We start from the raw sequence: 25,337 nt of genomic DNA, 5'->3' as shown, positions 1-25,337 counted from the left end.
TATAGAAATTTATTCGGAATATTGAGAGGTCTCTATCAATGCTTTGGCCAGCTCACGTAACTCCGTACGCCGTATTTTGATGCCATTGGCGCTTTCGATAACAGGGAATGATTCCAGTGTCGCAAAACGCATGGGCTGCTTGTATCGGGCGAGCGTCTGACAGTGGACGATCAGCGCTGCATGATCAAGCGCCTGGCCCTCGCGCAGGATCACGAACGCCACCGGCCGCATGCCCTGCCCCGTGCCGACGGCCACCACCTGCGCCACGTGAACCGATGGGTGCGCCTGCAGATGCTCCTCGATCTCGGCCGGGTTCACCAGGAACCCGCCGAGGCGCAGCACGTCACCCATGCGGCCGAGGAATTCGAAGGCGCCGTCGGGTTCCATCCGCGCCAGGTCGCCGGTGCGGAAAAAGCCGTCTTCGGTGAAGGCGGCGGCCGTCGCGTCGGGGTTGCCGTCGTAGCGGGCGAACAGGCTGGGGCCGGCCACTTCCAGCGCGCCGGCCTCGCCCATGGGCAGCACCGCGCCGGTCTCGGGGTCGGTGACACGCACGCGGGCGTCCGGCGATACTGGCGTGCCGCCGCCCTTCTTGCGCTCGGCTACGGAAGCGTCGATGGGGCGGACGCTGTAGAGCGCCATGCACTCGCTCATGCCGTAAAGGCCGCGCAGGGTCACGCCGCGCGCCTGCGCCCGCTCGGCGATGTCGCCCAGGGCGCTGTTGAAGGCGGCGTAGCCGACGAATTTCAGGCTGGGGAACGGCTCGGGCCCGGCGGCGAGGATGCGCTGGATCATGTCGTCGCTGGCGGCGAAGCTGTCCACCTTCCATTGCCGGATCAGGCTGGCGGCCTGCGCGCCGTCGAACTTGGCCAGCATCACCAGTCGGCCGCCCGAGGCCAGCACCGCCATGGCTTGGGCGAAGCCGAACACGCCGCACAGCGGCAGCGCCTGGAGCGAGACCGTCTCCGGCCCGAAGCCGAACCCGGCGGCCACGTCGAACGCGTGCCGGGCGATGGCGCCATGGGTCTGCACCACGATCTTGGGCGCGCTGGTGGTGCCCGAGGTGGTGAAGGTGGCGCAGTCCATGTCCGGCCCGGCCAGCGAGGTGTCCATCGGCGGGTCATCCAGCAGCGCCTCGAAGCGGATGCGCGGCGCGTTCTCCCAGCCGGGCGCGGTCACTGCGCCGCCGCCCATCTCGATCAGCATCTCCAGCCGGGGCAGGGCAACGGGATCGATGCGGGCCAGCACGTCCTGGCTGGCGATGCCGCCGAAATCGGGCCACAGCGCCAGCGCCTTCGCCCCCGAGCGGCCGACGATGTCGGCCACCTCGCCTGCGCCGAAGCGGGTGTTGACCGCCACGGCCGTCACGCCCAGCCGGGCGCAGGCCAGCAGCAGGACCACATAGGCCGGCACGTTGGGCAGCCAGAAGGCGATGCGGTCGCCCGGCATGAAGCCCAGGTTCTTCAGCCCGCCGGCCACGTTCGCCGCCTGCTTCACCATCTGGCGATAGGTGATAAGCTCGTCGTCCCATATCAGGGACACGCGGTCCGGATGCCGTTTCGCGGCCGCGTCCAGCACTTCGGGGAGGGAATTGAACCGTGTCATCCACAACAGTTAACGAACGTCTGCAGCGCTCCACAAGCGGAGACATCAGGCTGCTCGAAGGAAAGATTGCCATTATCACCGGCGCGGCCTCGGGCATCGGCCGGGCCGCCGCCCACCTGTTCGCCGAACATGGCGCCAGGGTGCTGGCCGTCGACCTGCCGGACCACGGCCTGGTCGATGCCCACGAGGACTACGACGACATAGTCGGCCTCGAACACGACATCACCGGCGCCGACGCACCCGAGAAGATCGTCGATACCGCCATCGCCACCTGGGGCCGGCTCGACATCCTGTTCAACAATGCCGGCGTCAGTGGCCGGGCCAATACCGTCGACATGCCCGACAGCCACTGGGACAAGGTGATGAGCGTCAACGTTACGGCCCAGTTCCGCCTTGCCAGGGCGGCGATTCCCCATCTGCGCGAGAGCGGCGCGGGGCGGATCATCAACACCGCCTCGGTGATGGCCCAGGGCACCGATTACGGCCTCGCCGCCTATTGCGCGTCGAAGGCCGGTGTCGCCGGCCTCACCCGCACCATCGCGCTGGAGGAAGGCCGCCATGGCATCACCGCCAATTACATCGAGCCGGGCGCTGTCGTCACCGGCATGACCACGGCCATGCACCAGGACGAAAATGTGGCGGCGATCTGGGCCAAGAAGTCACCGCTGAAGCGCCTCGGCCAGCCCATCGACATCGCCAAGGGCGCGCTGTTCCTGGCGTCCGACCTGGGCGGCTTCGTCACCGGGCACGGGCTGCGGGTCGACGGAGGGCTGATGCTGCGGGTTTAGGCCTATCCCAGCTCGAAGCTGGTGATGCCGTAGATTTCCCCCAGCGGCAGCAGGGGAATCGGACCCGAATACATGCGTGCGGTCTCGAAAACCCTGGTCAGGCCCTTGCGGTCTGCCAGGGCGATCGCGGCCTCGTTGGGTTCGGGCACGTCGAGAAAGACCGGCGCGGCCGCGTGCCGCGCGGCCGCGTCGAACAGGCGTTCGGCCACCTCGGCCGAGACGGCGAACAGCGGGGCGATCTTGGTGCCTTCCCGGCACGGTCGGGTGACGCAGAAGCCGTCGAGCCGGCTGCCCTGGAAGCAGCCCAGCGCCCGGTGCCCCTCGGCTGACACCCAGGCATCGAGAAACGACTTCCGCTCGTAACCGAAACAGGCCAGGTCCATGGCGTAGACGCTGTGCATGTCGGCCGGCGTCAGCGGGCGGACGCCGTCGTCCGGGCCGCCCAATCCGGTGGGCGTGCCGCCGTAGCGGTAATTCGGGTGCGCCAGGGTGAAGCCCCATTCGGCGTAATTGTCCTGCTGCTCGACCACCCCGTCGAGGCCGATGGTGCGGGCTTTCAGTGAATCGCGGCCGAAATTGGCGATCTTGAAGCCATAGCCGTCGCCGCGATGTTCCGGGGCGCAGATATAGAAACCCATGAACGCGAAGGACGCCCCGTAGGAAACAGCCGAGACGGCGGTGATGATCCTGCCGTCCAGCACGCCGACCAGGAAGCCGTCCGGATCGGCGGTATAGAAGCATTCCGCGTCCCGCAGCCCTGGATTCCAGCCTTCCTTCGCGGCCCAGTCGACGATCATATCGACTTCGTCCCGGGTCGCCGTGCGGATCACGTAGTTGTCTTCGGCCATGGTCTGTTCACTCTCCGGCTGCAATTCGGGCGCCAACGCGCAATGCGCGCGCCATTACAGCACGCGCGCGGCGGTGAGGGCTAGGAGCGCAGGTCGAGCACATCCGGGCCCGGCGGCTGCTCGAACAGCCTGGCTTCCAGGTTGGCGCGGTTTTCCAGCGCGGCCCGCTGGTTGACGTAGCCCTTCTCGGTGATCTCGTGGTTCTCCATGGACGGCGGCTCCACCATCAGCAGCGCCCGCTGGATGCGGGTGGACGAGCCGGGCCGGGCCTTGTTGTGGGCGTCGAGGCCATTCCTGATGTGCTGGATAACTTTCGGGTGGCGGATCAGTTCCGCCACGGGCATGTCGTCGCCGACGCCGGCGATCTTCCGGCAGGCGGCCACATTTGGCCACAGCAGGCTGCCGACGAAGTCCTTGTCGTGGCCGGCGATCAGATTGTCGGCCACGGCAGGCGCGCAGGCGTCGTTGACCTGCACCCGCAAGGTGCCCACCGACACGAAGGTGCCCGAGGTCAGCTTGAAATCCTCGACCACGCGGCCGTTGAAGCGCAGCCCCTGATTGATGTCGTTCTCGTCCACCAGCGCCAGTGCGTCGCCGATCTTGTAGAAGCCTTCCTCGTCGAATGCCTCGGCGGTCTTTTCCGGCTGGCGATAATAGCCGGTGAAGATGTTCGGGCCTTTCACCCGCACTTCCAGCTTGTCGCCGTTGGGCACCAGCTTCAGCGTCGTGCCGGGCATGGGCAGGCCCACATTGCCGGTGCCCTCGATGGGCCAGTGCAGGGTCGAGGATACCGGTCCGGTCTCGGTCGAGCCCCAGCCGGTGCGGAACAGCAGCCGCTGGCCGGTCTCGCGCACCGCCAGGTCCTGGTAGCGCTGCCAGATCTCGTGCGGCAGGCTGGCGCCGCCATAGCCCAGCTTGCGGACGCTGGAGAAGAAGTGGCGGGCGAGGTTCTTGTCCTCCTCCAACGCGTGCACGACCAGCGCGTGGCCGGCGGCGACCGACAGATATTCGGTCGGCGCGATCTCGCGCAGGTTCTCGACCGTGCGGCCGAGGAACTCGGGCAGCGGCTTGCCGTCGTCGATGTAGAACGAGCCGCCCTGGCTCAGCACGCCGTTGAAGTTGGAGTTGCCGCCATAGCAGTGGTTCCACGGCAGCCAGTCGACCAGCACCGGCGCGTAGTCGGGATCGCGCGGGAAGATGATCTCGTTGGCCCTCTGGTTCGAGCACATCATCCGCTGGGTCTGCGCCACGCCCTTGGGCATGCCGGTCGAGCCGGATGTGAACAGGTACTTGCCGACGGTGTCGGGACCGGTGCGGTGGTAGGCCGCCTTGACCGCGTCGGTCGGCGTCGTCGCCGTCAGGTCGCTGAACGGCGTCGCCCGGAAGCCGCGCGGCGGATCCTCATGGGCCACCAGTTCGACCCCCTCGAGGTCGAGGGAGGCCAGCGCCCCTTCGAACGGCGTGCCCTGCTCGACGAAGATCAGTTTCGGCTCGATCAGGTTGAACACATGGTGCAGCTTGGAGTGGGCGCCCGGCATGGTCGAATAGGCGGTGGCGACCGGCGAGGCGGGAATGCCCACCTGCATGGCGCCCATCACCAGCAGCGCCTGGTTGATGGAATTGCCGGACAGGATCATGACCGGCTTCGAGCCGTCGAGGCCGCGATCGAGCAGCGCCTGCGAGATCGCGTTCACCTTCCGCAGGCCCTCGCCATAGGTGATGCTCTCCCAGCTGCGGTCCTTCGCCCGCTGCGCGATCCACAGCCGGTCCGGCACCTTCGCCGCCCACTGGCGCAGGAACGCGACCACGTTGGGCTCGTAGTCGCCCAGCTGCAGCAGGGTGTCGACGATGATGCTGCCGTCCGGCCGGCGCACCATCTTGCCCTGCGGCTCGGCGTAGGGGATCGGCAGGAACGGGGCGAGGTTGGTCTTCTGGTCCATGTGTGGCCTCAGCGTCCGGTGAATTGGGCGGGGCGCTTCTCCAGGAAGCTGGCTACGCCCTCCTTGTGGTCTTCGGTCTGGAACAGGATGCCCAGGATGTGGGCGATCCAGCTGCCGATCTCGCGGTGGTCGCCATAGGTGGTCTTGCGCAGCCCTTCCTTCAGGTGTTGCACCGCGAGCGGCGGATTGGCGGCGATCTTCGCCGCCATGGCGTAGGCCGCCGGCATCAGTTCGGCATGGGGGACAGTCTTGAGCACAAGGCCGATACGCTCGGCCTCGGCGGCGTCGATGATGTCACCGGTGAACAGCAACTCCGCCGCTTTCTGCACCCCGACGACCAGCGGCAGGCGGGTCAGGCCGCCCAGGTCGGTGATCAGGCCGCGCTTGACGAACAGCTCGGAAAACCTGGCCTTGTCCGAGGCGATGCGGATGTCGGCCATCAGCGACAGGTCCATGCCCCAGCCCATGGCCGCCCCGTTTACCGCCGCGATGATCGGTTTGCCGCAATCCATGATGGCGGTGGCGGCCGGCGTCGGCACCGGTTTGACGCGGGTCAGGCGGTGGACGCTGCCCTCGCGTTCGTTGCCCGCCATGATGGCGCGCACGTCGTCTCCCGAGCAGAAACCCGGATCGGCGCCGGTGAGCACGATGACGCGCACCTCCGCATCGTCATGCGCCAGCAGGAACGACGTTTCCAGCTCGTCATAGGCGCGGTGATTGAGCGCATTGTAGATTTTCGGACGGTTCAAGGTGACCGTCGCGACATGATCCTTCACGTCATAGATGACGTGGACGAATTCTTCAGGTTTCAGCATCCCGTTTCCCCAGTAACGCGCCAGTCTATGCGGCGCGAGCCGCGCTTGGCAACGTGGCGATCACCGGGCGCAATCAAAGATAAAGTCACGGCTGAACTCTATACAGCGTTACACATTTTAAATTGACTCGCATGACCGGGAGTAGAATATTCAACTGGAGAAGTTGACGAACGGCGCTGGCAAGACATCTGTTCAATAATCGATTGGTAAATCAAAGTATAAAAAATACCGCATCCGCGTACTTTTTGCCTGGGGAGGTGAGAGGCCATGAATGCATCGAGACATCGCATCGCGATATCCATCCCGCTGGCGGCCGTTCTCGTCGCAGGCGGCGTTTGGGCAGAACCGGCGGCGGCCCAGGAGCTTGCGCCGGAAGTGGAGCGGAAGACCGAAACCATCACGGTAACGGCGCGCAAGCAGGAGGAAACCCTGCAGGAAGTACCGGTGGCGGTGACGGCCATCGGCGGCGCGGATGTCGAGCGTTTCAACTTCGACAAGGTCGAGGACGTGGTCACCCGCATTCCGACCCTGAATGTCCAGATCGGCGGCTCGGGTTCCGGCGCCCAGCTCAGCCTGCGCGGCGTCGGCTCGTCGAACATCTCGGCGGCTTTCGACTCCGCTGTGGCGCTGGATTTCGATGGCGTGCAGATCAGCACCATGCGGATCCTGCAATCGGGCTTCATGGATATCCAGCAGATCGAGGTGCTGAAGGGGCCGCAATCGCTGTTCTTCGGCAAGAGCGCCTCGGCCGGCGTGCTGTCGATCAAATCGAAAAACCCCACTCCCGACTGGGAGTTCGGCGGCAAGGCAGCCTACGAGTTCGAGGAGCGCGGCTATACGCTCGAGGCCTTTGCATCGGGACCGATCACCGACAAGCTGGGCATTCGCGTGGCAGCCCGCTTCAACGATGTCCAGAAGCTGCTGTTCAACACCGCGCCGGTCGCCGATCCCAAGCGCGGCGAACAGAACTTCAACGGCCGGGTCACCTTGCAGTTCGACCCCACCGACAATTTCTCGGCCAATCTGAAGGTGAACTACGTCAAGCACGAGAACGACGGCGCCATTTTCTACGCGGTGAACGATTGCGGCAAGAACGGCCAGCCGGACGGGATTTACCTGCTCGGCGGCGGCTTCGTGGTGCCGCCGGGTTACGGCTGCGACACATCGGGCAAGACCTTCTTCCTGCCGGATATCGCGCCGCCGCTCGCGATCCAGGGATTTGACGGGGCGCACAAGCCCGGCAACAACAACGGTATTCCCTATGGTATCGCCGAGACGCTGTTCACCATCCTGAAGATGGACTGGGACATCACCGACAGCCTGACCGTGTCCTCGGTCACCGGCTACGTGACCCAGTCGGCCCAGGACCTGGACGAATACAGCTATGGCGGCTTGCTGGGCGGTGTTTCGTTCGGCGTCGGTACCGGCGAAACCGACCACCAGCTCAGGCAGTTCAGCCAGGAATTGCGCCTCGCCAGCGACTTCGACGGCTTCTTCAATTTCATGCTCGGCGCCTTCTTTGAAAGCCGGCATGTCGAGTTCAATACGGGGCAGCAGGCGGTCAACATCTCGCTGGTCGGACGCGACCCCGTCACCGGCAACAGCTACGACTGGTACAAGCGCCACATCACCAACGGCGATGCCTTTTCGGTATTCGGCAGCGTGGCGTTCGATATCACCGACGATCTCGAGTTGTCGGGCGGCGTACGCTGGACCCACGAGAAGAAGACCAACACCATTCTGGTGCCCTATGTGCACACCTTCTTGTCATCGGGCCCGGCCTTCATCGGCAGTGGCTTCGATTCCGGGCCGATCCAGTTCAAGGACAACAACCTCTCGCCCGAAGTGACGCTGGCCTACCAGGTGACACCGGACGTCAATGTCTACGGATCATACAAGACCGGCTTCAAGTCGGGCGGCATCGACAACAGCGCGCTGCCGTCATCGAATCTGCTGGGTTTTGCCAGTCCAGATCCAGCCGTCAGGGCGGCGACAGCCGATGCGCTGATCTACGAATCCGAAACGGCCAAGGGCGGCGAAATCGGCGTGAAGTCCCAGTGGATCGATGAATCCCTGACGGTGAACGCGACGGCCTTCTATTATGTGTTCAAGAACCTGCAGGTGCAGAACTTCGATGCCGTGTCCATCCAGTTCTCCACGTCCAATGCCGGCGAGGTGACCACCAAGGGATTCGACATGGACCTGAACTGGCTGACGCCGGTGGACGGCCTGCGTCTTTATGGCTCCATTGCCTATACCGAGGCCAAGTACACGGCGCCATTCGACCCCAATCCCAACGACACAGTGATCGACAACCTCCAGGGTCGAGCCGTCGCGCGCGCGCCCAAATGGTCGGGCAATGTGGGGGCGGACCTGCGGGTGCCGCTGGGCAACGCCCTGGAATTCGGGATCACGGGCAACATGCAGTACAGCGGCAAATACTTCACCAACGAGGATTCGTTCGACGACATCGTCCAGGGTTCCTTCGTGACATTCGATCTGGCGGTATCCGTTGGCGATCCGGATGGCCGCTGGCAGGTGGCGTTCATCGGCTCGAACCTGGCCGACAAGCGCTATATTTCCACCAGCGGCGGGCGGCCCTTCCTCGCCCCGGCAGGGAACCCGCAGGGCCTGCTGGCCGGCGACGACCAGATACTCAACCTGAATCGTGGCCGGCAGCTCTCGGTGGAGGCTTCTTTCAAGTTCTAGGGACAGATCGTCTCCAGATGCTGCCTGGCTGCCCGAATGTAATTCGGGCAGCCTGTGCTATTGGCCGGCAGGCGGGACACAGGCGCCTGAAATAAATGCTGTCATTGATGAAACACGCCGCCTTGTCTGGCGGGCGTGGTGAGATAAATTCAATCCGTGGCCGCCGCGAGGGGTGCTGCCGGTTGCAAGAATATTTGGGCGGGAAACGTGTCGGGAAGGTCAGCGGGGGCGCTCGCCGGATTTTGTGCATTGAGCGCCATGCTGCAAACCCTGCCGGCGTGGGCGCAGGATGTCGCGCGCCCGGCCCTGCACCCCGAATCGATCACGGTTTCCGCCCGCAAGCAGGAGGAAAGCCTGCAGGCCGTGCCCGTCACGGTAACCGCCGTCGGCGCCGCCGAGATCGCGCGCTTCCAGTTCGACAAGCCCGAGGACATCATGACTCTGGTGCCGACCCTGCGCGTGCAGGTGGGCGGGCCAGGGTCTGGCGGTTCGATCAGCCTGCGCGGCGTCGGCTCTTCCAACCTGTCTGCCGCCTTCGATTCCGCGGTGGCGCTGAACTTCGACGACGTGGTGGTCAGTTCCATGCGGGTGTTGCAGTTCGGCTTCGACGACATGCGCCAGATCGAGGTGCTCAAGGGCCCGCAATCGCTGTATTTCGGCAAAAGCGCCTCGGCCGGGGTCCTGTCGTTCAACTCCGCCGATCCTGCCGATGAATGGGAAGCGGGCGGCAGGGCGGCCTACGAGTTCGAGGAGCGCGGCTATACGCTGGCCGCCTACGTCTCGGGGCCGGTCACCGAGACGCTGGGGTTTCGCCTGTCGGCCCAGTTCAACGACATTGCCCGGCTCTTTCGCAATGCCGCACCGGGCGCCGCGCACCCGGTGCGCGGCGAGCAGAACGCCAACATCCGAACGACCTTTCAGCTGGATCCCTCGGACCGTTTCTCGGCGAACCTCAAGCTGAACCACATCCGTTTTGAGAACGACGGGCCGTTGCGCTTCGTCGTGGTCGATTGCGGCGCCAACGGCATGGCCGACCCGTTGGTGCTGCTGAGCGGCGCGCTGCGGGTGCCGGCGGGCTATGCCTGCGATACTTCGGGCAAGCAATATTTCCTGCCCGATTCGCCGCCCGTGCTGGCAAAAAAGCCGCCGCTGGGATTGGACAACAAGGGCGGGGCCAGTTTCGGCCGCTCGCAGATCTGGTTCGGCCGGTTCAAGTTCGATTGGGAACTGGCCGACGCGCTGACCCTGTCGTCGGTCACCGGCTATTTTGATCAGTCCGCGCACGAGCAGGAACAGTACAGCTTCGGCGGCCTGTTTCAGGGCGTTGGCTTCGGCCTGGCCGGCGGCCTGCCGCGGCACGACCTGCGACAGGTCAGCCAGGAATTGCGGCTGAGCAGTTCGTATGACGGCATGGTCAACTTCATGCTGGGCGCGTTCTTCGAGACACGGCACATCGTCTACGCCTCGGCCCAGCAGATCGCCGCCATCTCGCTGCTCGGCGCCGATCCGATTACCGGCAGCACCTATGACTGGTACAAGCGCTTCATCACCGACACCGATGCCTATTCGGTTTTCGGCAGCGTCAGCCTGCAGTTGTCCGAAACGCTCGAACTGACGGCGGGTGCCCGCTGGAGCACCGAGACGAAGGATTCGGTGTTCACCGTTCCCTATGTCCATGCGCTGCTCTCGGCAACGCCGGCTTTCGTCGCCAGCGGCTTTGATTCCGGGCAAATCCGCTTCAAGGACAACGACCTCTCGCCCGAGGCCTCGCTGACATGGCGCGCCAATCGGGACTTGACCCTGTTCGGCGCCTTCAAGACCGGTTTCAAGTCGGGCGGCATCGACAATTCGGCATTTCCCTCGGCCACATTGTCTGGTCTTCTCAGCGCCAGCCCGGCAGTGCGCGCCGCCGCCACCGACCTGGTCTCGTTCGATTCCGAGACCGCGATCGGCGGTGAACTGGGCGCGAAGACGCGGCTGTTCGCCGGGACGCTGACCCTGAACGGCTCGATCTATTATTACGTGTTCGAGGATTTGCAGGCCCAGCACTTCGACCCGCTCAGGGCACAATATGTCACCACCAACGCCAGCGAGCTGACCACCAAGGGCGCCGACCTGGACTTCCACTGGGCGACGACGGTCGACGGGTTCAGCATCTTCGGCTCGCTGGCCTATACGGATGCGCAATTCACCAAGCCCTATGTCGCCGACCCGGACAGCCATCCGGAGCGGGACATCAATGGCCGCCGCGGTGCTCGTGCGCCCCGCTGGGCCGGCAACATCGCCGCCGATCTGAGCGTGCCGCTAGGCAATGCGCTGCAGCTCGGGCTGACGGGTAACATGCAGTTCTCGAGCGCCTATTTCACCAACGATCTGGCGCTGGACGACTATGTTCAGCCCGCCTATGTGCTGTTCGACGTCAACGTGTCGGTCGGCGATCCCGACGGGCGCTGGCAGCTTGCCTTTATCGGCAAGAACCTGACCGACAGGCGGGCGGTCGCCACCAGCGGCTCCCGGACCTACCTGCCGGCGAATGGCGACGACCGCGTCCTCGACCTGACCCGTGGACGACAGCTTTCGGTGGAAGCGTCCGTCAGATTCTGACGACTATTCCGCCGCCTTCCAGTGAGGTTCGCGCAGCGAATATTTCAGCACCTTGCCCGCCCCGGTCAGCGGCAGCGGCTCGGTGCTGAATTCATAGCTCTTGGGACATTTGTAGGCCGCGATCAGCGCCCGGCAGTGCTCGTCCAGTGCATCATCGGATATTTCGTGGCCGGCGCGCGGCACGATCACCGCGTGCACCGCTTCGCCCCATTTTTCGCTGGGAATGCCGATCACCGCGCACTGGGCGACGGCCGGATGGCGGTAGAGCGCGTTCTCCACCTCGCCCGAATAGATATTCTCGCCGCCCGAGATGATCATGTCCTTGAGCCGGTCGGCGACGAAGACGAAACCGTCCTCGTCCATATGGGCCAGGTCGCCGGTGAACATGCGGCCGCCGCGCACGGCCTGGCTGGTTTCTTCCGGCCTGTTCCAGTAGCCGAGCATGATCGTCGGTCCCGAGACTGCCACTTCACCCACAGTGCCGCGCGGCACTTCGTCGCCGTTCCCGTCGACGATGCGCACGTCCATGCCGTGGATCGGCTGGCCTGCGGATCGCAGCTTGGCGCCGCCGAGCACCTGGAATGGCGGCTTGAGCAGGGTGAAGAAACCGGTGGTCTCGGTCATGCCGTAGCGCTGCATGAAGCCGGCCTTGGGAATTTTCTCCAGTGCCCGGACCAGCAGCGTCTCGGCAATGGGCGAGGCGCCGTAGATCATGCTGCGAAGCGAGGACAGGTCGTAGTCATCGAAACTCGGATGGTCGAGCACGGCGCGCAGCATGGTCGACACCAGATAGACCTCGGTCACGCCGTGGTCCTGGATCGCCTTCATGGTCGCCTCGGGCTCGAAGCGGGGCAGGCAGACATGGCTGCCGCCCGACATGGTGGCGCCCATCACCGTGCCCACGTCGGCCAGATGGAACATGGGCGCCGCATGCAGGCCGACGGAATCCGGATGGAACATGTCCTCCGCGATCATCATCAGGCTGTGCATGTAGAGGTTGCGCTGACTGAGCATCACCCCTTTCGACCGGCCGGTGGTGCCACCGGTGTAGAAGATGCCGGCGAGCTGATCGTGGGGGACCGGCTCGGGTGGCATGGGCCGGGCGGCCGCGATCAGCGTTTCCAGGTCATGGGCGCCGGCGGGCGTCGCGCCGGTGGCGATCACGATGTCGATCGATGGCGCGCCCGCCAGCACGCCGGGCAGCAGGTCGAGGTGGGCGTCATCGACGATCATGACCCGGGGCGCGCAGTCGTTCAGTCCGTCGATGATCTCGGGCAGCGCCCAGCGGGTGTTGACCGGGGCGATGGCCGCGCCTGCCCAGGGAATGGCGAAATAGGCCTCGATATGCCAGCCGGCATTGTCGGCCATGACCGCGACCCGGTCGCCGGTCTCCACCCCCAGAACGCGCAAGGCCGAGGCGAACCGGGAAACCCGGTCCTCTACCTCGGCCCAGCTCAGCCGCCTGCCCGGTTCGATGATCGCCGTGTGGTGTCCGCGAAGCTGTGCGGTACGGCGCAGGCCGAGCGAAAGCAGCATGGGTTCGTGGCTACTCGGCGGCCTTCAGGCGTGCCTGCTTCTTCGGACCCTGGAAGCCGAACAGGTAGCCCGCCACCTTGCGGATCTGGATCTCTTCCGAGCCTTCCGTGATGCGGTAGCGGCGATGATGGCGATAGATGTGCTCGAACGGCTTGTGCCGCGAATAGCCCATGCCGCCATGGGTCTGCATCGCCTGGTCGGCCGCGTTGCAGGCCAGGCGGTTGCCGCGGTAGTTACACATGGAGACCGCGTCCGAGACTTCCATGTGGTTGTGGCGGTCCAGTTCCCAGGCCGTCTTGCGCACCAGCCAGCGGACCATCTCGCATTCGGTCTGCAGTTCGGCCAGCGGCCACTGGATCGCCTGGTTGGCCGAGATCGGCTTGCCGAAGACGATGCGGTTGTTGGCATATTCGACCGACTCGTTGATGCAGTACTGGCCGACGCCGACGCCGGATGCGGCCTGGCGGATGCGGTTCTCGTGCAGGAAGGTCTGCGCGACCTGAAGGCCAAGGCCTTCTTCACCGAAGATCGACGAATGCGGCACCTTCACGTCGCGCAGGGTCACGTGGGCGTGATCCGTCGGCATGTTGAAGGTCCACATGAACTTCTCGACCTTGAAGCCCGGCGAGTTGGTGGGCACGAAGAAGCAGGTGATGCCCTTGGCGTCGCCCGGCTTGCCCGAGGTGCGGGCGTAGATCATGTCGTGGGTGGCGTGATGCAGGCCGGTGTTCCACATCTTCTCGCCGTTGATGATCCAGTCGTCGCCCTGGCGGACCGCGTTGGTCTCCATCCAGGTGGCGTCCGAACCATGGGCCGGTTCCGTCAGGCCGAAGGCGACCCGGGCCTTGCCGGTGATCGTCGGCTCGAGGAACTGCTCCTTGTGCTCCTTGCTGGCGAAACCCATCAGCATGTGCACGAACGGGAAATTGCCGACGATGGAGCTTTCGTTCTGCAGGTCGTTGTGCAGGCCCAGGCCCTTCTTGGCCAGGTGCTCGCGGATGATCGCCATGCCCAGATTCGAGCCGCCATCGCCGCCCACTTCCTTGGGCAGGGCATAGCGCAAATGGCCGGCCTTGTCGGCGCGGCGGCGCATCTCGCGCAGCAGCTCTTCCCATTCGGCGTTGGGCTGGCCGTCATTGTCCCAATCGGTCCGCGAATGCTCGCGGCGGTGATCGAAGAAACGAATGTTGTCGTTCTCGTTCTCGAGCGGCTTGATTTCCTTCTCGATGAAGGCGTCGAGCGCGTCGAGCTTGGCCTGGATATCGGCCGGAATCGTGAAGTCCATGATCGTCTCCCCTGTCGGACGGTGGCGGCCCGAAGGCCCGGTCGTCGGGCACTATAGGCGCTCGGTTACCGGCTGTTAACGGGAAAAGGGCGTGGATGAAGGTTTGCGAGATACCGGCCCTGCTGTCGGCGGTCAGGCCAGCCGCCGGGCGATGTCGTAGGCCGCCTTCGATTGCGGCCAGGCGCGCCTGCCCATCATCATGGCCTGGTCGCTGGCCGCCGTGCCCTTCTGGGCGCGGGCCAGGATGCCCAGCGAGATCTGCGCGTGGCGGAACAGCATGGCGGCCAGGTAATATTCCCAGTGCGGCACGCTGCTTCGGCCCGAATATTTGCAATAGAGCGTCAGCATCTCGTCCTCCGTGGGGATGCCCATGTCCTTCAGGGGAAGATGTTGCAGGCCGCCGGGGACGTCCTCGCCCTGGCGATAATAGAGCGCATAGACGGCAAGGTCGGCCAGCGGCTGGCCGATGGTCGACAACTCCCAGTCCAGGATGCCGATAACCCTGGGCTCGGTCGGATGCAGCACAAGGTTGGCCAGCTTGTAGTCGCCGTGGACGATGGTGGCCGGCTCCTCGGGCGGGATGTTGGCGGGCAGCCACTCGGCCAGCCAGTCCATTTCGGGAATCTTGGTGGTTTCCTCCAGCCGGTACTGGCCGATGAAGCGGCTGAGCGTACGGGCGATGTAATCGGTGGGCTTGCCATAATCGGACAGGCCGATCGCCTGGTAGTCCACCGCATGCAGCCGCGCGAATGTCTCGATCATCGATTCGTGGATCGCGGCCCGCTCTTCCGGGTTCGACTCCGGCACGTCGTTGCCCCAGATGATGCGGCCGTCCATGTGGTCCATGATGTAGAACCAGGTGCCGATGACGCTCTCGTCGGTGCACAGGGCGTAGGTTTTCGGGACCGGCACGTCGGTGGCGCCAAGCGCCGACATGACCTTATATTCCCGGTCGACGGCATGCGCGGACTTCAGCAGCTGCCCCGGCGGCTTGCGGCGCATGACGTAGCGCTTGCCGCCGGCGGTCAGGCTGTAGGTGGGATTGGACTGGCCGCCCTTGAACTCGCGCGCCTCGACGGTCCCGGTGAAGCCGGCCACATGCTCTTCCATGAAGGCCTGCAGCCTGGCGATGTCGAATGCCCGGCCGGGCGAGACCGGCTGGGTCCCGGTAAACAGATCCTGGTCAGACATTGCCGTCCTGCTTGGTCATCGTCGCCTCCCGTTCGATCATGCTCTGCTCGCCGATGCGCAGGAAGCGCGCGGCGGCGGTCCACAGGCCACCGAGAACCTGTATCCCCAGCACCGCGGCGAAGGCAAGCCGGTAGCTGTCCGGCGCCGCGTCGACGCCGACGCGCGGATAGAAGTCCAGCAGGCTGCCGACGACCCACTGGACGATGGACGTCATCAGGAAGCTCATCTGGTTGAAGCCGGTATAGACCCGTCCCGCCAGATGCACGGGGAACGCCCGCGCCAGGCTGGCCAGGGTAAGGCTGCTCCAGCCGATCGACAGCGCCCAGAACACCCACAGCAGGGTCATGCCGGGAAAGGCGACGATCAGGCCCAGTACCACCATGCTGAGGAAAATGCCGGTATAGGGCACGGTCATCGGGCCGAAGCCGCGCTTTCCCAGCCATTCCATCAGGAAGCCGACCAGCAGGTAGTTGAAGATCGACACGAAGGCGATCAGGAACAGGATGTCGGTGGCGCCGGACAGGCTCAACCCGCCTGCGCCCTTCAGCCAGGAAATCACGTAAAGCGTGCCGATGCCCTGCGAGATGCCGATGGAGATGAACGCCCATGGCGTCGTGCGCCAGAAATAGCCGTCGCCATACACCTTGCCGATGCCCTTGATCTGACTCAGCAGGCTCTCGCCCGACGCCTTCGACAGGTGCTTCGGCGCGATGGTCAGCAGCAGCACGGCGGCCAGCATCGTGAGCGCCGCCATGGTCAGATTGATGCCGCGCCAATCGGTCACCTCCAGCAGCCACTGGGTCGGCTTGGTGGCCGAAATGGCTCCCAGGATGCCGACCGAGAACTGGATGCCGTTGATGGTCGGCAGCTTGTTCACCGGGAACCACAGCGAATAGGTCTTGAGCGCCGACATCATGCAGGCGGCGAACCCCATGCCCATCAGCACGCGTCCCACCGCCATGTGGCCGCTGGTATGGGAAAAGGCGAAGACCAGCGTGCCCGCGGCAGCGACCAGCAGCATGAAGGCGCAGACCCGGCGTGGGTCGTAGCGGTCGAGCAGCACGCCGATGGGCAATTGGGCCAGGCCGAAGGCGATGAAGAAGGCCGTCCCGAAGGTCAGGCCCATGGTCGCCTCGGACAGGCCCAGGTCGGCCTGGACGGGCCCTTTCAGCAGGTTGCCGCTGGAGCGGCAGAACATGGAGAGAAAGAAGCCGAAGCCGAACGCGGTCAGGATACGCAGGGCAAGGCCCGCGGGCAGGGTGGCAATCTTCAATGGCGTCGGTCCGGTTCAGTTCGAGCCGGAGCCTAGCCGCAATCGCCCCTGCCGCCTAGACCGGACTGAGCCGGGCCGCCGGATCAGTCCGAGCGCTTCTCGGTGTAGAAAAGATGGCCGCCAAGTTTGGCTGTCTGCACCATCCGCCGTGCCCAGTCGGGCTTGCCGACCGAGACGGCGTGAAAATATTTCGAGTCGCCGACGGGATCCGGCAGCCAGTTTTCGCGCACCATATAGGCGATACGGTTGGCCGTGTCCCACGCCGCCGGATCGTGCGGCCGGTCGGACAGGCCGTCGCAGGCGAAGTGGAACTGGCACCGGTTCAGGTTTTGCTGGTTCTGGAAAACCACCCCGCAGATGGTGCCCGGATAGCGGTCGTCGCCGACCCTGTTCAGAATCACGCGGGCCACGGCGGCCTGACCTTCGGTCGGTTCGCCGCGTGCCTCGAAGTAGACCGCCTGAGCCAGGCAATATTGCTGCGTGTCTTCGGCGCCGGGAACATTCGCGAAGTCGACGAGTTCATGGACCGACGTCGGCAGCTTGGTCCCTACGGCAACTTCCAGCATCGCCATGCGATGTTGGGCCCAGGATTCCAGCGGCGATCGGTGGTGGAGCCCCGCGCTCGCGGGGATCGTCATGATGCCGGCGCAGATAGCGAACGCGACGGCAACATGCCAGGTATTGTTAATCAACTTCACTACTGAGTGTTGCCCTGCGTAGTTAGCGCATGAACGGCGACTCATGCCGTGCCCGCGGCACCGGAATTTACGACCCCGGCCCCAGACGAGCGGGCTGGACGTAGTCGGTCTGGTCGCAAGGCGCAAGCGTTTTTGGCCCAAAATTGGGGCAAACGGAGAATATTACCTGAAGTTCGACGTGATTGTGTGTCTAAACGGCAACATATAGTAGGGCTTGGCCACTACTTCTTGGAGATCTGCTCCAACTGCTTCTGCAGGGCGTCGAGCTGGGCTTTTACCTGCGCCAGCGATTCATCCGGGCTTTCCCGTGCGGGTTCCGGCGCGGGCTGTTCCCCGCCCTCAGCCTGCGCCGAGAACGGCGAGAACATGTTGAACATGCGCTCGAACAGGGCAATGTTCTGGCGCGCCATATCCTCGAACCGGGCGAGCGGCGGCTTGGGCGTGAACGTATTCACCAGATATTCGCGCATCTTTTCCTGGTCGCGGGTGAACCGGTCCATGCTCATGTCGAGATATTTCGGCAGCGCCGCCTGCAACGTGTCGTCGTAGAACCGGATGAGTTGGCGCAGGAAGTTGATGGGCAGCAGATTCTCGCCCTTGGATTCCTGCTCGAAGATGATCTGGGCGAGCACCGTGCGGGTAATATCGTCACCGCTCTTGGCATCGAAGACGACGAAGTTGTCGCCCTCCTTCACCATCTCGCGCAGGTAATCGAGCGTCACGTAGCTGCTGGTAGCCGTATTGTACAGCCGCCGGTTGGCGTATTTCTTGATGACGATCGGCGCTTTTTCGGTGCCGTCATCTGCGGCTTTCGGCGTTTCCGGTGCTTTTGCTATCTTACGCTCCCTCAACGACTCTTCCCCCCTGGCCCAGCATTTAAGCGCGCCTAACTTTTGAGCATCTTGCGCGTTCATGTTGCATCGCGCAAGGCCCTACTTCCCTAAAACCGCTTGATTCTACCGCGCTGCACTATAAGGTCCGCCGCATTCTTGGGCGCGGCGAATCGGGACGCGCCGAGGGTGACTCAGCTTCAGGGAGATGCAGGATGACCGAGGTCTATATCGTCAGTGCCGCGCGCACGCCGGTTGGTTCTTTCAATGGCTCTCTGAGCGGCGTTCCTGCCCATTACCTGGGTCAGGTGGCGATGACCGAGGCGCTGAAGCGCGCCGGTGTCGTCGGCGCCGATGTGGAAGAAGTGATCTTCGGCCAGATCCTCACCGCCGGCCAGGGCCAGAACCCGGCCCGCCAGGCGTCCATGGCCGCGGGCATCCCCAAGGAAGTTTCCGCCTGGGTCGTCAACCAGATGTGCGGCTCGGGCCTGCGGACGGTTGCGCTTGCCACGCAGGCGATCAAGAACGGTGACGGCAACATCATCGTCGCCGGTGGCCAGGAGAGCATGAGCCAGGCCCAGCATGCCGCGTATCTGCGCTCGGGCGTGAAGATGGGCGACCTGAACTTTATCGACACCATGATCAAGGACGGCCTGTGGGACGCCTTCAACGGCTATCACATGGGCACCACGGCCGAGAACGTGGCGAAGCAGTGGCAGATCACCCGCGACCAGCAGGATGAATTCGCCCTCGCCTCGCAGACCAAGGCGTCCGCCGCCCAGAAGGCCGGCCGGTTCGCCGACGAAATCGTTCCTGTCACCATCAAGGGCCGCAAGGGCGACGTGATCGTGGCCGAGGATGAGTACATCCGCCACGACGCCACCCTGGAGAAGATGTCCGGCATGCGCCCGGCCTTCAGCAAGGACGGTTCGGTGACCGCCGCCAATGCCAGCGGCATCAACGACGGCGCCGCCGCGCTGGTGCTGATGTCGGGTGAGGAAGTGAAGCGCCGCGGCCTGACGCCGTTGGCCCGCGTCGCTTCGTGGGCCCAGGCCGGCGTCGATCCGGCGATCATGGGCTCGGGCCCGATCCCGGCCAGCCGCAAGGCGCTGGAGAAAGCCGGCTGGAAAGTCGGCGACCTGGACCTGATCGAGGCCAACGAAGCCTTCGCCGCCCAGGCCTGTGCGGTGAACAAGGACATGGGCTGGGATACGGCCAAGGTGAACGTCAACGGCGGCGCCATCGCCATCGGTCATCCTATCGGCGCCTCGGGCGCCCGCGTGCTGACCACGCTGCTGCATGAAATGGGCAAGCGCGACGCCAAGAAGGGTCTGTCGACCCTGTGCATCGGCGGCGGCATGGGCATCGCCCTCTGCGTCGAACGCGACTAATCAGAAACCATAGAAGACTTCAGGAGACTTAGCATGGCACGTGTTGCGCTGGTTACGGGCGGCACTCGGGGTATTGGCGCGGCGGTGTCGTGCGCGCTCAAGAATGCGGGCTACAAGGTCGCGGCGAACTACGCCGGCAACGACGAGGCCGCTGCCCAGTTCAAACAGGAACACGGAATCGCGGTCTACAAGTGGAATGTGGGCGACTTCGACGCCTGCGCCGCCGGCATCAAGGCGATCGAGGCCGATCTGGGCCCCATCGACATCCTCGTGAACAACGCCGGCATCACGCGCGATGCCATGCTGCACAAGATGTCCAAGGAACAGTGGGACGATGTGCTGAACGTCGATCTGACCTCGGTGTTCAACATGTGCCGCCACCTGATCGACGGCATGCGCGAGCGCAATTTCGGCCGCATCATCAACATGACCTCGATCAATGGCCAGAAGGGCCAGATGGGCCAGACCAACTATTCGGCCGCCAAGGCCGGCATGATCGGCTTCACCAAGGCGCTGGCGCAGGAGACGGCGAAGAAGGGCATCACTGTCAACGTGATCGCGCCGGGCTACATCAACACCGAGATGGTCGCCGCCGTGCCAGAGAAGGTTCTGGAGAGCATCATCGCGACGATCCCGTGCGGCCGCCTCGGCGAGCCGGAAGACATCGCCCGCGGCGTGCTCTACCTGGCCGCCGACGACGCCGATTTCATCACCGGTTCGACCCTCACCATCAACGGCGCCCAGTACATCGCCGGCTGATTGACGGTCTCAGAGACGACGGAAAGGGCGGCCTCGGGTCGCCCTTTTTCGTTGGAAGCCTGAAGGGACGCGGTCCGGTTCGACCCTGCTAGAAATTATCCTTCCGCCGCCGGGTCTCGGCGAACACGTCGACCAGCGGGGCGCCAACCATGCCCAAAGTCTTCTGCAGGTCCGGGCTATCCGGGCGCAGGAACGGGTTGCTGGCGAGTTCTTCGGCCAGGATGGACGGCACGGTGCGCCTGCCGCTGGCGCGCATGTCGTCGATCAGCGCCTTGCGCTTGACCAGCACGGGATTGCCCGGCTCGACGGTGATCGCGAAGTTTGCATTGGCCTGGGTATATTCGTGGGCGCAGTACACCCGTGTCTGCGGCGGCAGGGCGCGCAACTTCTGCAGTGACGTCCACATCTGCTGCGGCGTTCCCTCGAACAGCCGGCCGCAGCCCAGCGCAAACAAGGTATCGCCGCAGAACAGCGCGTCCGACTCCCCGAACCAGTAGGCGATATGACCGCGCGTGTGGCCGGGCACGTCGAACACCTTGGCCACGCTCTCGCCCAGCGCATAGCTATCGCCATCGCCCACTTCCACGTCGATGCCGGGGATCCGGTCCCGGTCGGCGCGCGGGCCGACGATGATGCAGCCGGTGCGCTCCTTGACCACCAAGTTGCCGCCGGTGTGGTCGGCATGGTGATGGGTGTTGAGGATGTGCGTCAGGGTCCAGCCCTTCTGCTCAAGCGCCTCGAACACTTCCTCGTGGGTGGCCGGATCGACGACGGCCGTCATCCCGGTCGCCGCGTCGTGGGCCAGGTACACATAATTGTCCGACAGGACGGGTATCTGATGTATTTCAAGCATGGGGCTAACATAGTCCCGGCGAGGGGCATTTGGAAGGCGCAGCAGGCCGGTGTATCTCGACATAACGGAACTTCAGGCGTTCTACGCAAGCCCGCTGGGGCGCACCGCCCAGATGCTGATCCGCGCCCGGCTGGTCGAGGCCTGGCCCGATTTCGGCGGCGGTCTTACCGTGGGATTCGGCTATGCCGGGCCGCTGCTGCGCGGCCTGGAGACCGGCGGCGGCCGGCCGCCGGTTCTGCTCATGCCGGCCGAGCAGGGCGTCGCCCGCTGGCCGCGCGGCCAGCCCAACCGGGCGGCACTGGCCGACGGCGACTATTTGCCACTGGCCGATGCATCGGTTGACCGGCTGGTGGTGGTCCACGCGGTCGAACACGCCGAAAACACCCGGAAGCTGATGCGCGAATTCTGGCGGGTGCTCAGCCCCGCGGGACGCATCATGCTGGTGGTGCCGCACCGCCGCAGCCCGTGGTCGTTCACCGAGCGCACGCCGTTCGGTCATGGCCGCCCCTATTCCGTCCGGCAGGCCAGCCGGCTGCTGAGCGATGGCCTGTTCGAGCCGGCCGGCTGGCGCGGCGCGCTCCACGCCCCGCCGGGACCGGTGAGCCTGCTCCGCTGGGCCGAGCGCCCGGGCGTCAGGCTGTGGCCCACGCTGGCAGGCGTGCTGCTGGTCGAGGCGGTGAAGGTGGTCGAGGCGCGCATCAATGGCGGCAAGACCAGGCCGGCGCTGGCCTATGCGCGGGCATGAATTTTTGTCACGCAAGTGACCGGGCTTAGAGAAGGGTGGCCAATTGCGCCGGCCGTTCCAGCAGCCGCGTCATCCCCGCCAATTCCAGTTCCTCCGGGCTGCCATAGCCCCACAGCACGCCGATGGGCCTGATGCCGTGGGCGCGGGCGCCGATGGCGTCGTGCTCGCGGTCGCCGATCATCATGGCATTCGCCGGGTTCTCGCCGGTCTCGGACAGGGCGAAGCGCAGCAGGTCGGTCTTGCGGACATTGGCGCCATCCAGTTCCGAGCCGAAGATGCGCAGGAAATGTTCCGCCAGGCCGAAATGCTCCAGGATGCGCTCGGCATAGACCCGTGGCTTGCTGGTCGCCACATAGAGGCGCGGCCCTGCTGCCCGCAAGGCGGCCAGCGCCTCGGGGATGCCGTCATAGACCTTGTTCTCGAACAGGCCGACCTCGGCATAGCGTTCGCGGTAATGAATCAGCATCTGCGCGCCGCCCGCCTCGCTGCCGGCAAGCGTGCGCAGGCTTTCCTGCATGGGCGGGCCGATGCACCAGGTCAGCTCGTCCTGATGCGGCACCGGCAGGCCGTGCCTTTCAAGCGCGTATTGCAGGCAGCCGGTGATCCCGGGCTTGGGATCGGTCAGGGTGCCGTCCAGGTCGATGAAAACGGCGTCGATGGTCATCGGTACAGCGGCGCGCCCGACTCGTCCCGCTCGCCATTGAACGCCAGCAGAAACAGCGCCTGCTCGGCCATCAGGTTGGCGCGGCGGGTGGAATGGACGGTGCGCGAGCGCTTGCCGCCCGCGTCGATGGCGAGGAACCGTTCGATGGTGATGCCCAGATCCTCGCACAGCGCGATAAAGTCGCGGATGGTGCACAGATGGATGTTGGGCGTGTTGTACCAGGGATGCGCCAGCGTCGCGGTGTCCGGCATGCGGCCCTTGAACAGCAGCTGCATCCGCACCCGCCAGTAGCCGAAATTGGGGAACGACACGATGGCGCGCTTGCCGATGCGCAGCATCTGTTCCAGCCCGGCGCGGGTGTCGCGCATGGCCTGCAGCGTCTGGCTGAGGATGGCATAGTCGAACGCGCCGGTCGGATAGTCGATCAGGTCCCGGTCGGCGTCGCCCTGCACCACCGACAGGCCGCGGGCCACGCAGGCGTTCACGCCCTCGCGGCTCAACTCCATGCCGCGCGCATCCACACGCCGGTCATGCACCAGGTGATAGAGCAGGTCGCCGTCGCCGCAGCCGATGTCGAGCACCCGGCTGCCCGGCTCGATCATCCGGCCGATCTCCAGCAGGTCGACGCGCACGTCCCGCGCCCGGATGGTGGCCTCGCGCGTCGCCATTACAGGCCCCGCTTTTCGGCCGCGGCGCCGATGAAGCCGCGCAGCACGTCGTAGAATTCGGGCACGTCGAGCAGGAAGGCGTCGTGGCCCTTGTCGGTCTCGAACTCGACGAAGCTCACCGGCGCGGCCACGGCGTTGAGCGCGTGGACGATGGCCCGGCTCTCCGCCGTGGGATAGAGCCAGTCGCTGGTGAACGAGGCGACGCAGAACCGGGCCTGCGTGTCCTTGAAGGCGTTGGCGAGCAATCCGCCATAATCCGCCGCCAGGTCGAAATAGTCCATGGCGCGGGTGATGTAGAGATAGGAATTGGCGTCGAACCGGTCGACGAAGGTGCTGCCCTGGTGCCGCAGATAGCTTTCGATCTGGAAGTCGGCGTCGAAGCCGAAGGTCAGCGCGTCGCGGTCCTGCAGCTTGCGGCCGAACTTCTGGTGCAGCCCGGCTTCCGACAGATAGGTGATGTGCGCGGCCATGCGCGCCACCGACAGGCCCGCCTTGGGCCCCGGCCCGCCGTAATAGGCGCCGCCGCGCCATTCCGGATCGGCCATGATCGCCTGACGGCCCACTTCGTGGAACGCGATGTTCTGCGCCGAATGCCGTGCCGTGGTCGCCACCGGGATGGCCGAGAACACCCGTTCGGGATAGCGCGCCGCCCAGTCCAGCACCTGCATGCCGCCCATGGAGCCGCCGATGACGCAGAACAGGTCGGCGATGCCGAGCTGGTCGAGGAACGCTGCCTGCAGCCGGACCATGTCGCCGATGGTGATGACCGGGAAGTCGATGCCCCATTCGCGGTTCGTCGCCGGGTTGATCTCCTTCGGACCGGTGGTGCCCAGGCAGCCGCCCAGCACGTTGGCGCAGATCACGTAGAAGCGGTTGGTATCGATGATCTTGCCGGGCCCGACGGCGCTTGCCCACCAGCCTTCCTTGCCGGTGATCGGGTGCGGATTGGCCACATGCTGGTCACCGGTCAATGCGTGGCACACCAGCACCGCGTTCGACTTGTCGGCGTTCAGCGTGCCATAGGCCTGGTAGGCCACCGTCACCTCGGGCAATTCTGTGCCCGACACCAGACGGAACGGCACGGCCTCCAGCCGCAGCACGCTGCCGCGCGGGTCGTTGTCCTGTCCGTGCTGACGCCGCGCCTCCACATAATTGGGGTGCGGCAGGGAGATCGAGTTCATCGCGTCGTTTCGGGTCTTGGGTTCTGGCCGGTTCACATAGGTCCGGACGGCGAACTAGCTAGGGGTCGGCGCTTCGGAGTGTCAATGTTTTCTTTGATTTTCAGGGGGGTGCCGACTAGTAATTGGCGCTTCCGAAATCAGGGGCCAGCCGCCATGTCCCAGCCGACGCTGGAGCAGATACGCGAGAAGATCGACGACGTGGATGACCGGATCCACGCGCTGCTCATGGAACGCGCCATGCTGGGCGAGCTGGTGGTCGCCGCCAAGAACGGCGCCGCGCCCGACGCGCCGCGCCTGCGGCCCGGCCGCGAGGCCAGCATTCTGCGACGCCTGCGGCAGCGTCACTCGGGCAGCCTGCCATTCCCGGTCGTCGCCCATATGTGGCGCGAGATGATGACCGCGTTCCTCAACCGCCAGTCGCCCATCGAGATCGCCGTCTGGGGCGGCCGGAACCGCATCGCGGTGTGGGACATCGCCCGCGCCCATTTCGGCGTCAACACCCGCTTCACGCCGCAGCAGGACGCATCGGCCGCGCTCGCCCACCTGGCGGCGACGCCGGGCGCCATCGGCGTGTTCGCGTTCGATCCCGCCGCCGCAGCGGATGGCGGCGAGCCCTGGTGGCGCAGCCTTGCATCGTCCGAGACCAACGGGGCAGGCCTGCAGATTTTCGCGCGCCTGCCCTTTTTCGTGGACAACGGGACGACCGCCTTCGCCGTCGCCAATGCCCGCGAGGACAGCGGCGACGAAACCACCCTGGCGGTGCTGCAAGGCGTTGGCGGCAACGAGACCCGGTCGCCGGCCGGCGACGTGCTGGCGCGACATAGTGACACGGCGCTGGTCGCCATCCCCGGTTTTCACCGGGCCGGCGATCCTGCGCTGGAAGCCGTCCGCGCCGCCCATGGCGCCAGGAGCGCCGCAATCATCGGCGGCTACGCCAACCCAATCAAAGGTTAAAGT

21 protein-coding genes are annotated in these 25,337 nt (G+C 65.1%); 7 read left to right on the top strand and 14 right to left on the bottom strand.

Annotated elements, in window-relative coordinates; all coding sequences use genetic code 11:
- Positions 1-9: 9 nt before the first annotated feature.
- Positions 10-1,602, bottom strand: a complete 1,593-nt coding sequence (locus WJU21_RS07915) for an AMP-binding protein (RefSeq protein WP_346322865.1) — start codon at positions 1,600-1,602, stop codon at positions 10-12.
- On the opposite strand from WJU21_RS07915, the gene WJU21_RS07910 reads away from it, so the two are divergent.
- A complete protein-coding gene (locus tag WJU21_RS07910; protein WP_346322864.1) occupies positions 1,596-2,390 on the top strand; it encodes an SDR family NAD(P)-dependent oxidoreductase in 795 nt (264 codons plus the stop codon). The two genes, WJU21_RS07915 and WJU21_RS07910, sit on opposite strands and share 7 nt — an antisense overlap.
- Before the next feature lie 2 nt (positions 2,391-2,392).
- On the opposite strand, the gene WJU21_RS07905 is transcribed toward WJU21_RS07910, so the two are convergent.
- The 3 genes from WJU21_RS07905 to WJU21_RS07895 all read right to left on the bottom strand — a co-directional run bounded on the left by WJU21_RS07905 (position 2,393) and on the right by WJU21_RS07895 (position 5,993).
- Entirely contained in the window at positions 2,393-3,238 is an 846-nt protein-coding gene (locus tag WJU21_RS07905) for a GNAT family N-acetyltransferase (protein ID WP_346322863.1), read from the bottom strand.
- Positions 3,239-3,318: 80 nt separating this feature from the next.
- The gene (locus WJU21_RS07900; protein WP_346322862.1) at positions 3,319-5,178 is read right to left on the bottom strand and encodes an AMP-binding protein; all 1,860 of its coding nucleotides are present in this window, start codon (positions 5,176-5,178) and stop codon (positions 3,319-3,321) included.
- An 8-nt stretch (positions 5,179-5,186) separates the two neighbouring features.
- Positions 5,187-5,993: an enoyl-CoA hydratase-related protein gene (locus WJU21_RS07895; RefSeq protein ID WP_346322861.1), complete on the bottom strand. Its 807-nt coding sequence runs from the start codon at positions 5,991-5,993 to the stop codon at positions 5,187-5,189.
- Positions 5,994-6,260: 267 nt separating this feature from the next.
- Between WJU21_RS07895 and WJU21_RS07890 the strand changes: the two genes are divergently transcribed.
- Together WJU21_RS07890 and WJU21_RS07885 are read left to right on the top strand one after the other, a co-directional pair.
- Positions 6,261-8,702 (top strand): TonB-dependent receptor, encoded by a 2,442-nt coding sequence (locus tag WJU21_RS07890; protein ID WP_346322860.1) that lies wholly within the window; start codon positions 6,261-6,263, stop codon positions 8,700-8,702.
- A gap of 207 nt (positions 8,703-8,909) precedes the next feature.
- Positions 8,910-11,306, top strand: a complete 2,397-nt coding sequence (locus WJU21_RS07885) for a TonB-dependent receptor (protein ID WP_346322859.1) — start codon at positions 8,910-8,912, stop codon at positions 11,304-11,306.
- A 3-nt stretch (positions 11,307-11,309) separates the two neighbouring features.
- On the opposite strand, the gene WJU21_RS07880 is transcribed toward WJU21_RS07885, so the two are convergent.
- From WJU21_RS07880 to phaR, 6 genes are all read right to left on the bottom strand, one after another.
- Positions 11,310-12,842 carry a long-chain-fatty-acid--CoA ligase gene (locus WJU21_RS07880; protein WP_346322858.1) on the bottom strand — a complete coding sequence of 511 codons (1,533 nt, stop codon included), beginning with the start codon at positions 12,840-12,842 and terminating at the stop codon, positions 11,310-11,312.
- A gap of 10 nt (positions 12,843-12,852) precedes the next feature.
- Positions 12,853-14,127, bottom strand: coding sequence for an acyl-CoA dehydrogenase family protein (locus tag WJU21_RS07875; RefSeq protein ID WP_346322857.1), 1,275 nt, complete (start codon positions 14,125-14,127; stop codon positions 12,853-12,855).
- Between the two features lie 132 nt (positions 14,128-14,259).
- On the bottom strand, positions 14,260-15,318 hold the full coding sequence (locus WJU21_RS07870; protein ID WP_346322856.1) for a phosphotransferase family protein: 1,059 nt from the start codon (positions 15,316-15,318) through the stop codon (positions 14,260-14,262).
- Positions 15,311-16,591, bottom strand: a complete 1,281-nt coding sequence (locus WJU21_RS07865; RefSeq protein ID WP_346322855.1) for an MFS transporter — start codon at positions 16,589-16,591, stop codon at positions 15,311-15,313. Before WJU21_RS07865 ends, WJU21_RS07870 begins: the two co-directional genes overlap by 8 nt.
- A gap of 83 nt (positions 16,592-16,674) precedes the next feature.
- The gene (locus WJU21_RS07860) at positions 16,675-17,334 is read right to left on the bottom strand and encodes a cell wall hydrolase (protein WP_346322854.1); all 660 of its coding nucleotides are present in this window, start codon (positions 17,332-17,334) and stop codon (positions 16,675-16,677) included.
- A 176-nt stretch (positions 17,335-17,510) separates the two neighbouring features.
- Positions 17,511-18,140: a polyhydroxyalkanoate synthesis repressor PhaR gene (phaR, locus tag WJU21_RS07855; protein WP_346322853.1), complete on the bottom strand. Its 630-nt coding sequence runs from the start codon at positions 18,138-18,140 to the stop codon at positions 17,511-17,513.
- A gap of 194 nt (positions 18,141-18,334) precedes the next feature.
- Here phaR and WJU21_RS07850 point away from each other — a divergent pair, with 194 nt between their 5' ends.
- Positions 18,335-19,510, top strand: coding sequence for an acetyl-CoA C-acetyltransferase (locus tag WJU21_RS07850; protein WP_346322852.1), 1,176 nt, complete (start codon positions 18,335-18,337; stop codon positions 19,508-19,510).
- A gap of 33 nt (positions 19,511-19,543) precedes the next feature.
- A complete protein-coding gene (gene phbB / locus WJU21_RS07845; protein ID WP_346322851.1) occupies positions 19,544-20,269 on the top strand; it encodes an acetoacetyl-CoA reductase in 726 nt (241 codons plus the stop codon).
- A gap of 88 nt (positions 20,270-20,357) precedes the next feature.
- On the opposite strand, the gene gloB is transcribed toward phbB, so the two are convergent.
- The gene (gloB, locus tag WJU21_RS07840; RefSeq protein ID WP_346322850.1) at positions 20,358-21,122 is read right to left on the bottom strand and encodes a hydroxyacylglutathione hydrolase; all 765 of its coding nucleotides are present in this window, start codon (positions 21,120-21,122) and stop codon (positions 20,358-20,360) included.
- A gap of 49 nt (positions 21,123-21,171) precedes the next feature.
- Between gloB and WJU21_RS07835 the strand changes: the two genes are divergently transcribed.
- Positions 21,172-21,867: a class I SAM-dependent methyltransferase gene (locus WJU21_RS07835; protein ID WP_346322849.1), complete on the top strand. Its 696-nt coding sequence runs from the start codon at positions 21,172-21,174 to the stop codon at positions 21,865-21,867.
- A gap of 25 nt (positions 21,868-21,892) precedes the next feature.
- Here the strand turns inward: WJU21_RS07835 and WJU21_RS07830 are convergent, their stop codons facing one another.
- Genes WJU21_RS07830 through WJU21_RS07820 form a run of 3 tightly spaced genes read right to left on the bottom strand, consistent with a single transcriptional unit; the run spans position 21,893 to position 24,380 of the window.
- Positions 21,893-22,525, bottom strand: a complete 633-nt coding sequence (locus WJU21_RS07830) for an HAD family hydrolase (protein WP_346323478.1) — start codon at positions 22,523-22,525, stop codon at positions 21,893-21,895.
- Positions 22,526-22,527: 2 nt separating this feature from the next.
- Positions 22,528-23,199, bottom strand: a complete 672-nt coding sequence (metW, locus tag WJU21_RS07825; protein WP_346322848.1) for a methionine biosynthesis protein MetW — start codon at positions 23,197-23,199, stop codon at positions 22,528-22,530.
- The gene (locus tag WJU21_RS07820) at positions 23,199-24,380 is read right to left on the bottom strand and encodes a homoserine O-acetyltransferase (RefSeq protein WP_346322847.1); all 1,182 of its coding nucleotides are present in this window, start codon (positions 24,378-24,380) and stop codon (positions 23,199-23,201) included. Before WJU21_RS07820 ends, metW begins: the two co-directional genes overlap by 1 nt.
- A 153-nt stretch (positions 24,381-24,533) precedes the next feature.
- On the opposite strand from WJU21_RS07820, the gene WJU21_RS07815 reads away from it, so the two are divergent.
- Positions 24,534-25,334, top strand: coding sequence for a chorismate mutase (locus tag WJU21_RS07815; protein ID WP_346322846.1), 801 nt, complete (start codon positions 24,534-24,536; stop codon positions 25,332-25,334).
- Positions 25,335-25,337: the final 3 nt, after the last annotated feature.

Source organism: Emcibacter sp. SYSU 3D8 (assembly GCF_039655875.1).
GTDB lineage: Bacteria > Pseudomonadota > Alphaproteobacteria > SMXS01 > SMXS01 > RI-34.
The sequence above is the reverse complement of the archived record's forward strand: the minus strand, read 5'-3'. Positions and strand labels throughout refer to the sequence as shown.

Coding starts and splice junctions, on each gene's coding strand:
- WJU21_RS07915 (WP_346322865.1), bottom strand. CDS start 1,602: ATGACACGGTTCAATTCCCTCCCCGAAGTGCTGGACGCGGCCGCGAAA.
- WJU21_RS07900 (WP_346322862.1), bottom strand. CDS start 5,178: ATGGACCAGAAGACCAACCTCGCCCCGTTCCTGCCGATCCCCTACGCC.
- WJU21_RS07815 (WP_346322846.1), top strand. CDS start 24,534: ATGTCCCAGCCGACGCTGGAGCAGATACGCGAGAAGATCGACGACGTG.
- metW (WP_346322848.1), bottom strand. CDS start 23,199: ATGGCGACGCGCGAGGCCACCATCCGGGCGCGGGACGTGCGCGTCGAC.
- WJU21_RS07895 (WP_346322861.1), bottom strand. CDS start 5,993: ATGCTGAAACCTGAAGAATTCGTCCACGTCATCTATGACGTGAAGGAT.
- WJU21_RS07875 (WP_346322857.1), bottom strand. CDS start 14,127: ATGGACTTCACGATTCCGGCCGATATCCAGGCCAAGCTCGACGCGCTC.
- phbB (WP_346322851.1), top strand. CDS start 19,544: ATGGCACGTGTTGCGCTGGTTACGGGCGGCACTCGGGGTATTGGCGCG.
- WJU21_RS07870 (WP_346322856.1), bottom strand. CDS start 15,318: ATGTCTGACCAGGATCTGTTTACCGGGACCCAGCCGGTCTCGCCCGGC.
- WJU21_RS07880 (WP_346322858.1), bottom strand. CDS start 12,842: ATGCTGCTTTCGCTCGGCCTGCGCCGTACCGCACAGCTTCGCGGACAC.
- WJU21_RS07905 (WP_346322863.1), bottom strand. CDS start 3,238: ATGGCCGAAGACAACTACGTGATCCGCACGGCGACCCGGGACGAAGTC.
- WJU21_RS07860 (WP_346322854.1), bottom strand. CDS start 17,334: ATGAGTCGCCGTTCATGCGCTAACTACGCAGGGCAACACTCAGTAGTG.
- WJU21_RS07890 (WP_346322860.1), top strand. CDS start 6,261: ATGAATGCATCGAGACATCGCATCGCGATATCCATCCCGCTGGCGGCC.
- WJU21_RS07850 (WP_346322852.1), top strand. CDS start 18,335: ATGACCGAGGTCTATATCGTCAGTGCCGCGCGCACGCCGGTTGGTTCT.
- WJU21_RS07820 (WP_346322847.1), bottom strand. CDS start 24,380: ATGAACTCGATCTCCCTGCCGCACCCCAATTATGTGGAGGCGCGGCGT.
- gloB (WP_346322850.1), bottom strand. CDS start 21,122: ATGCTTGAAATACATCAGATACCCGTCCTGTCGGACAATTATGTGTAC.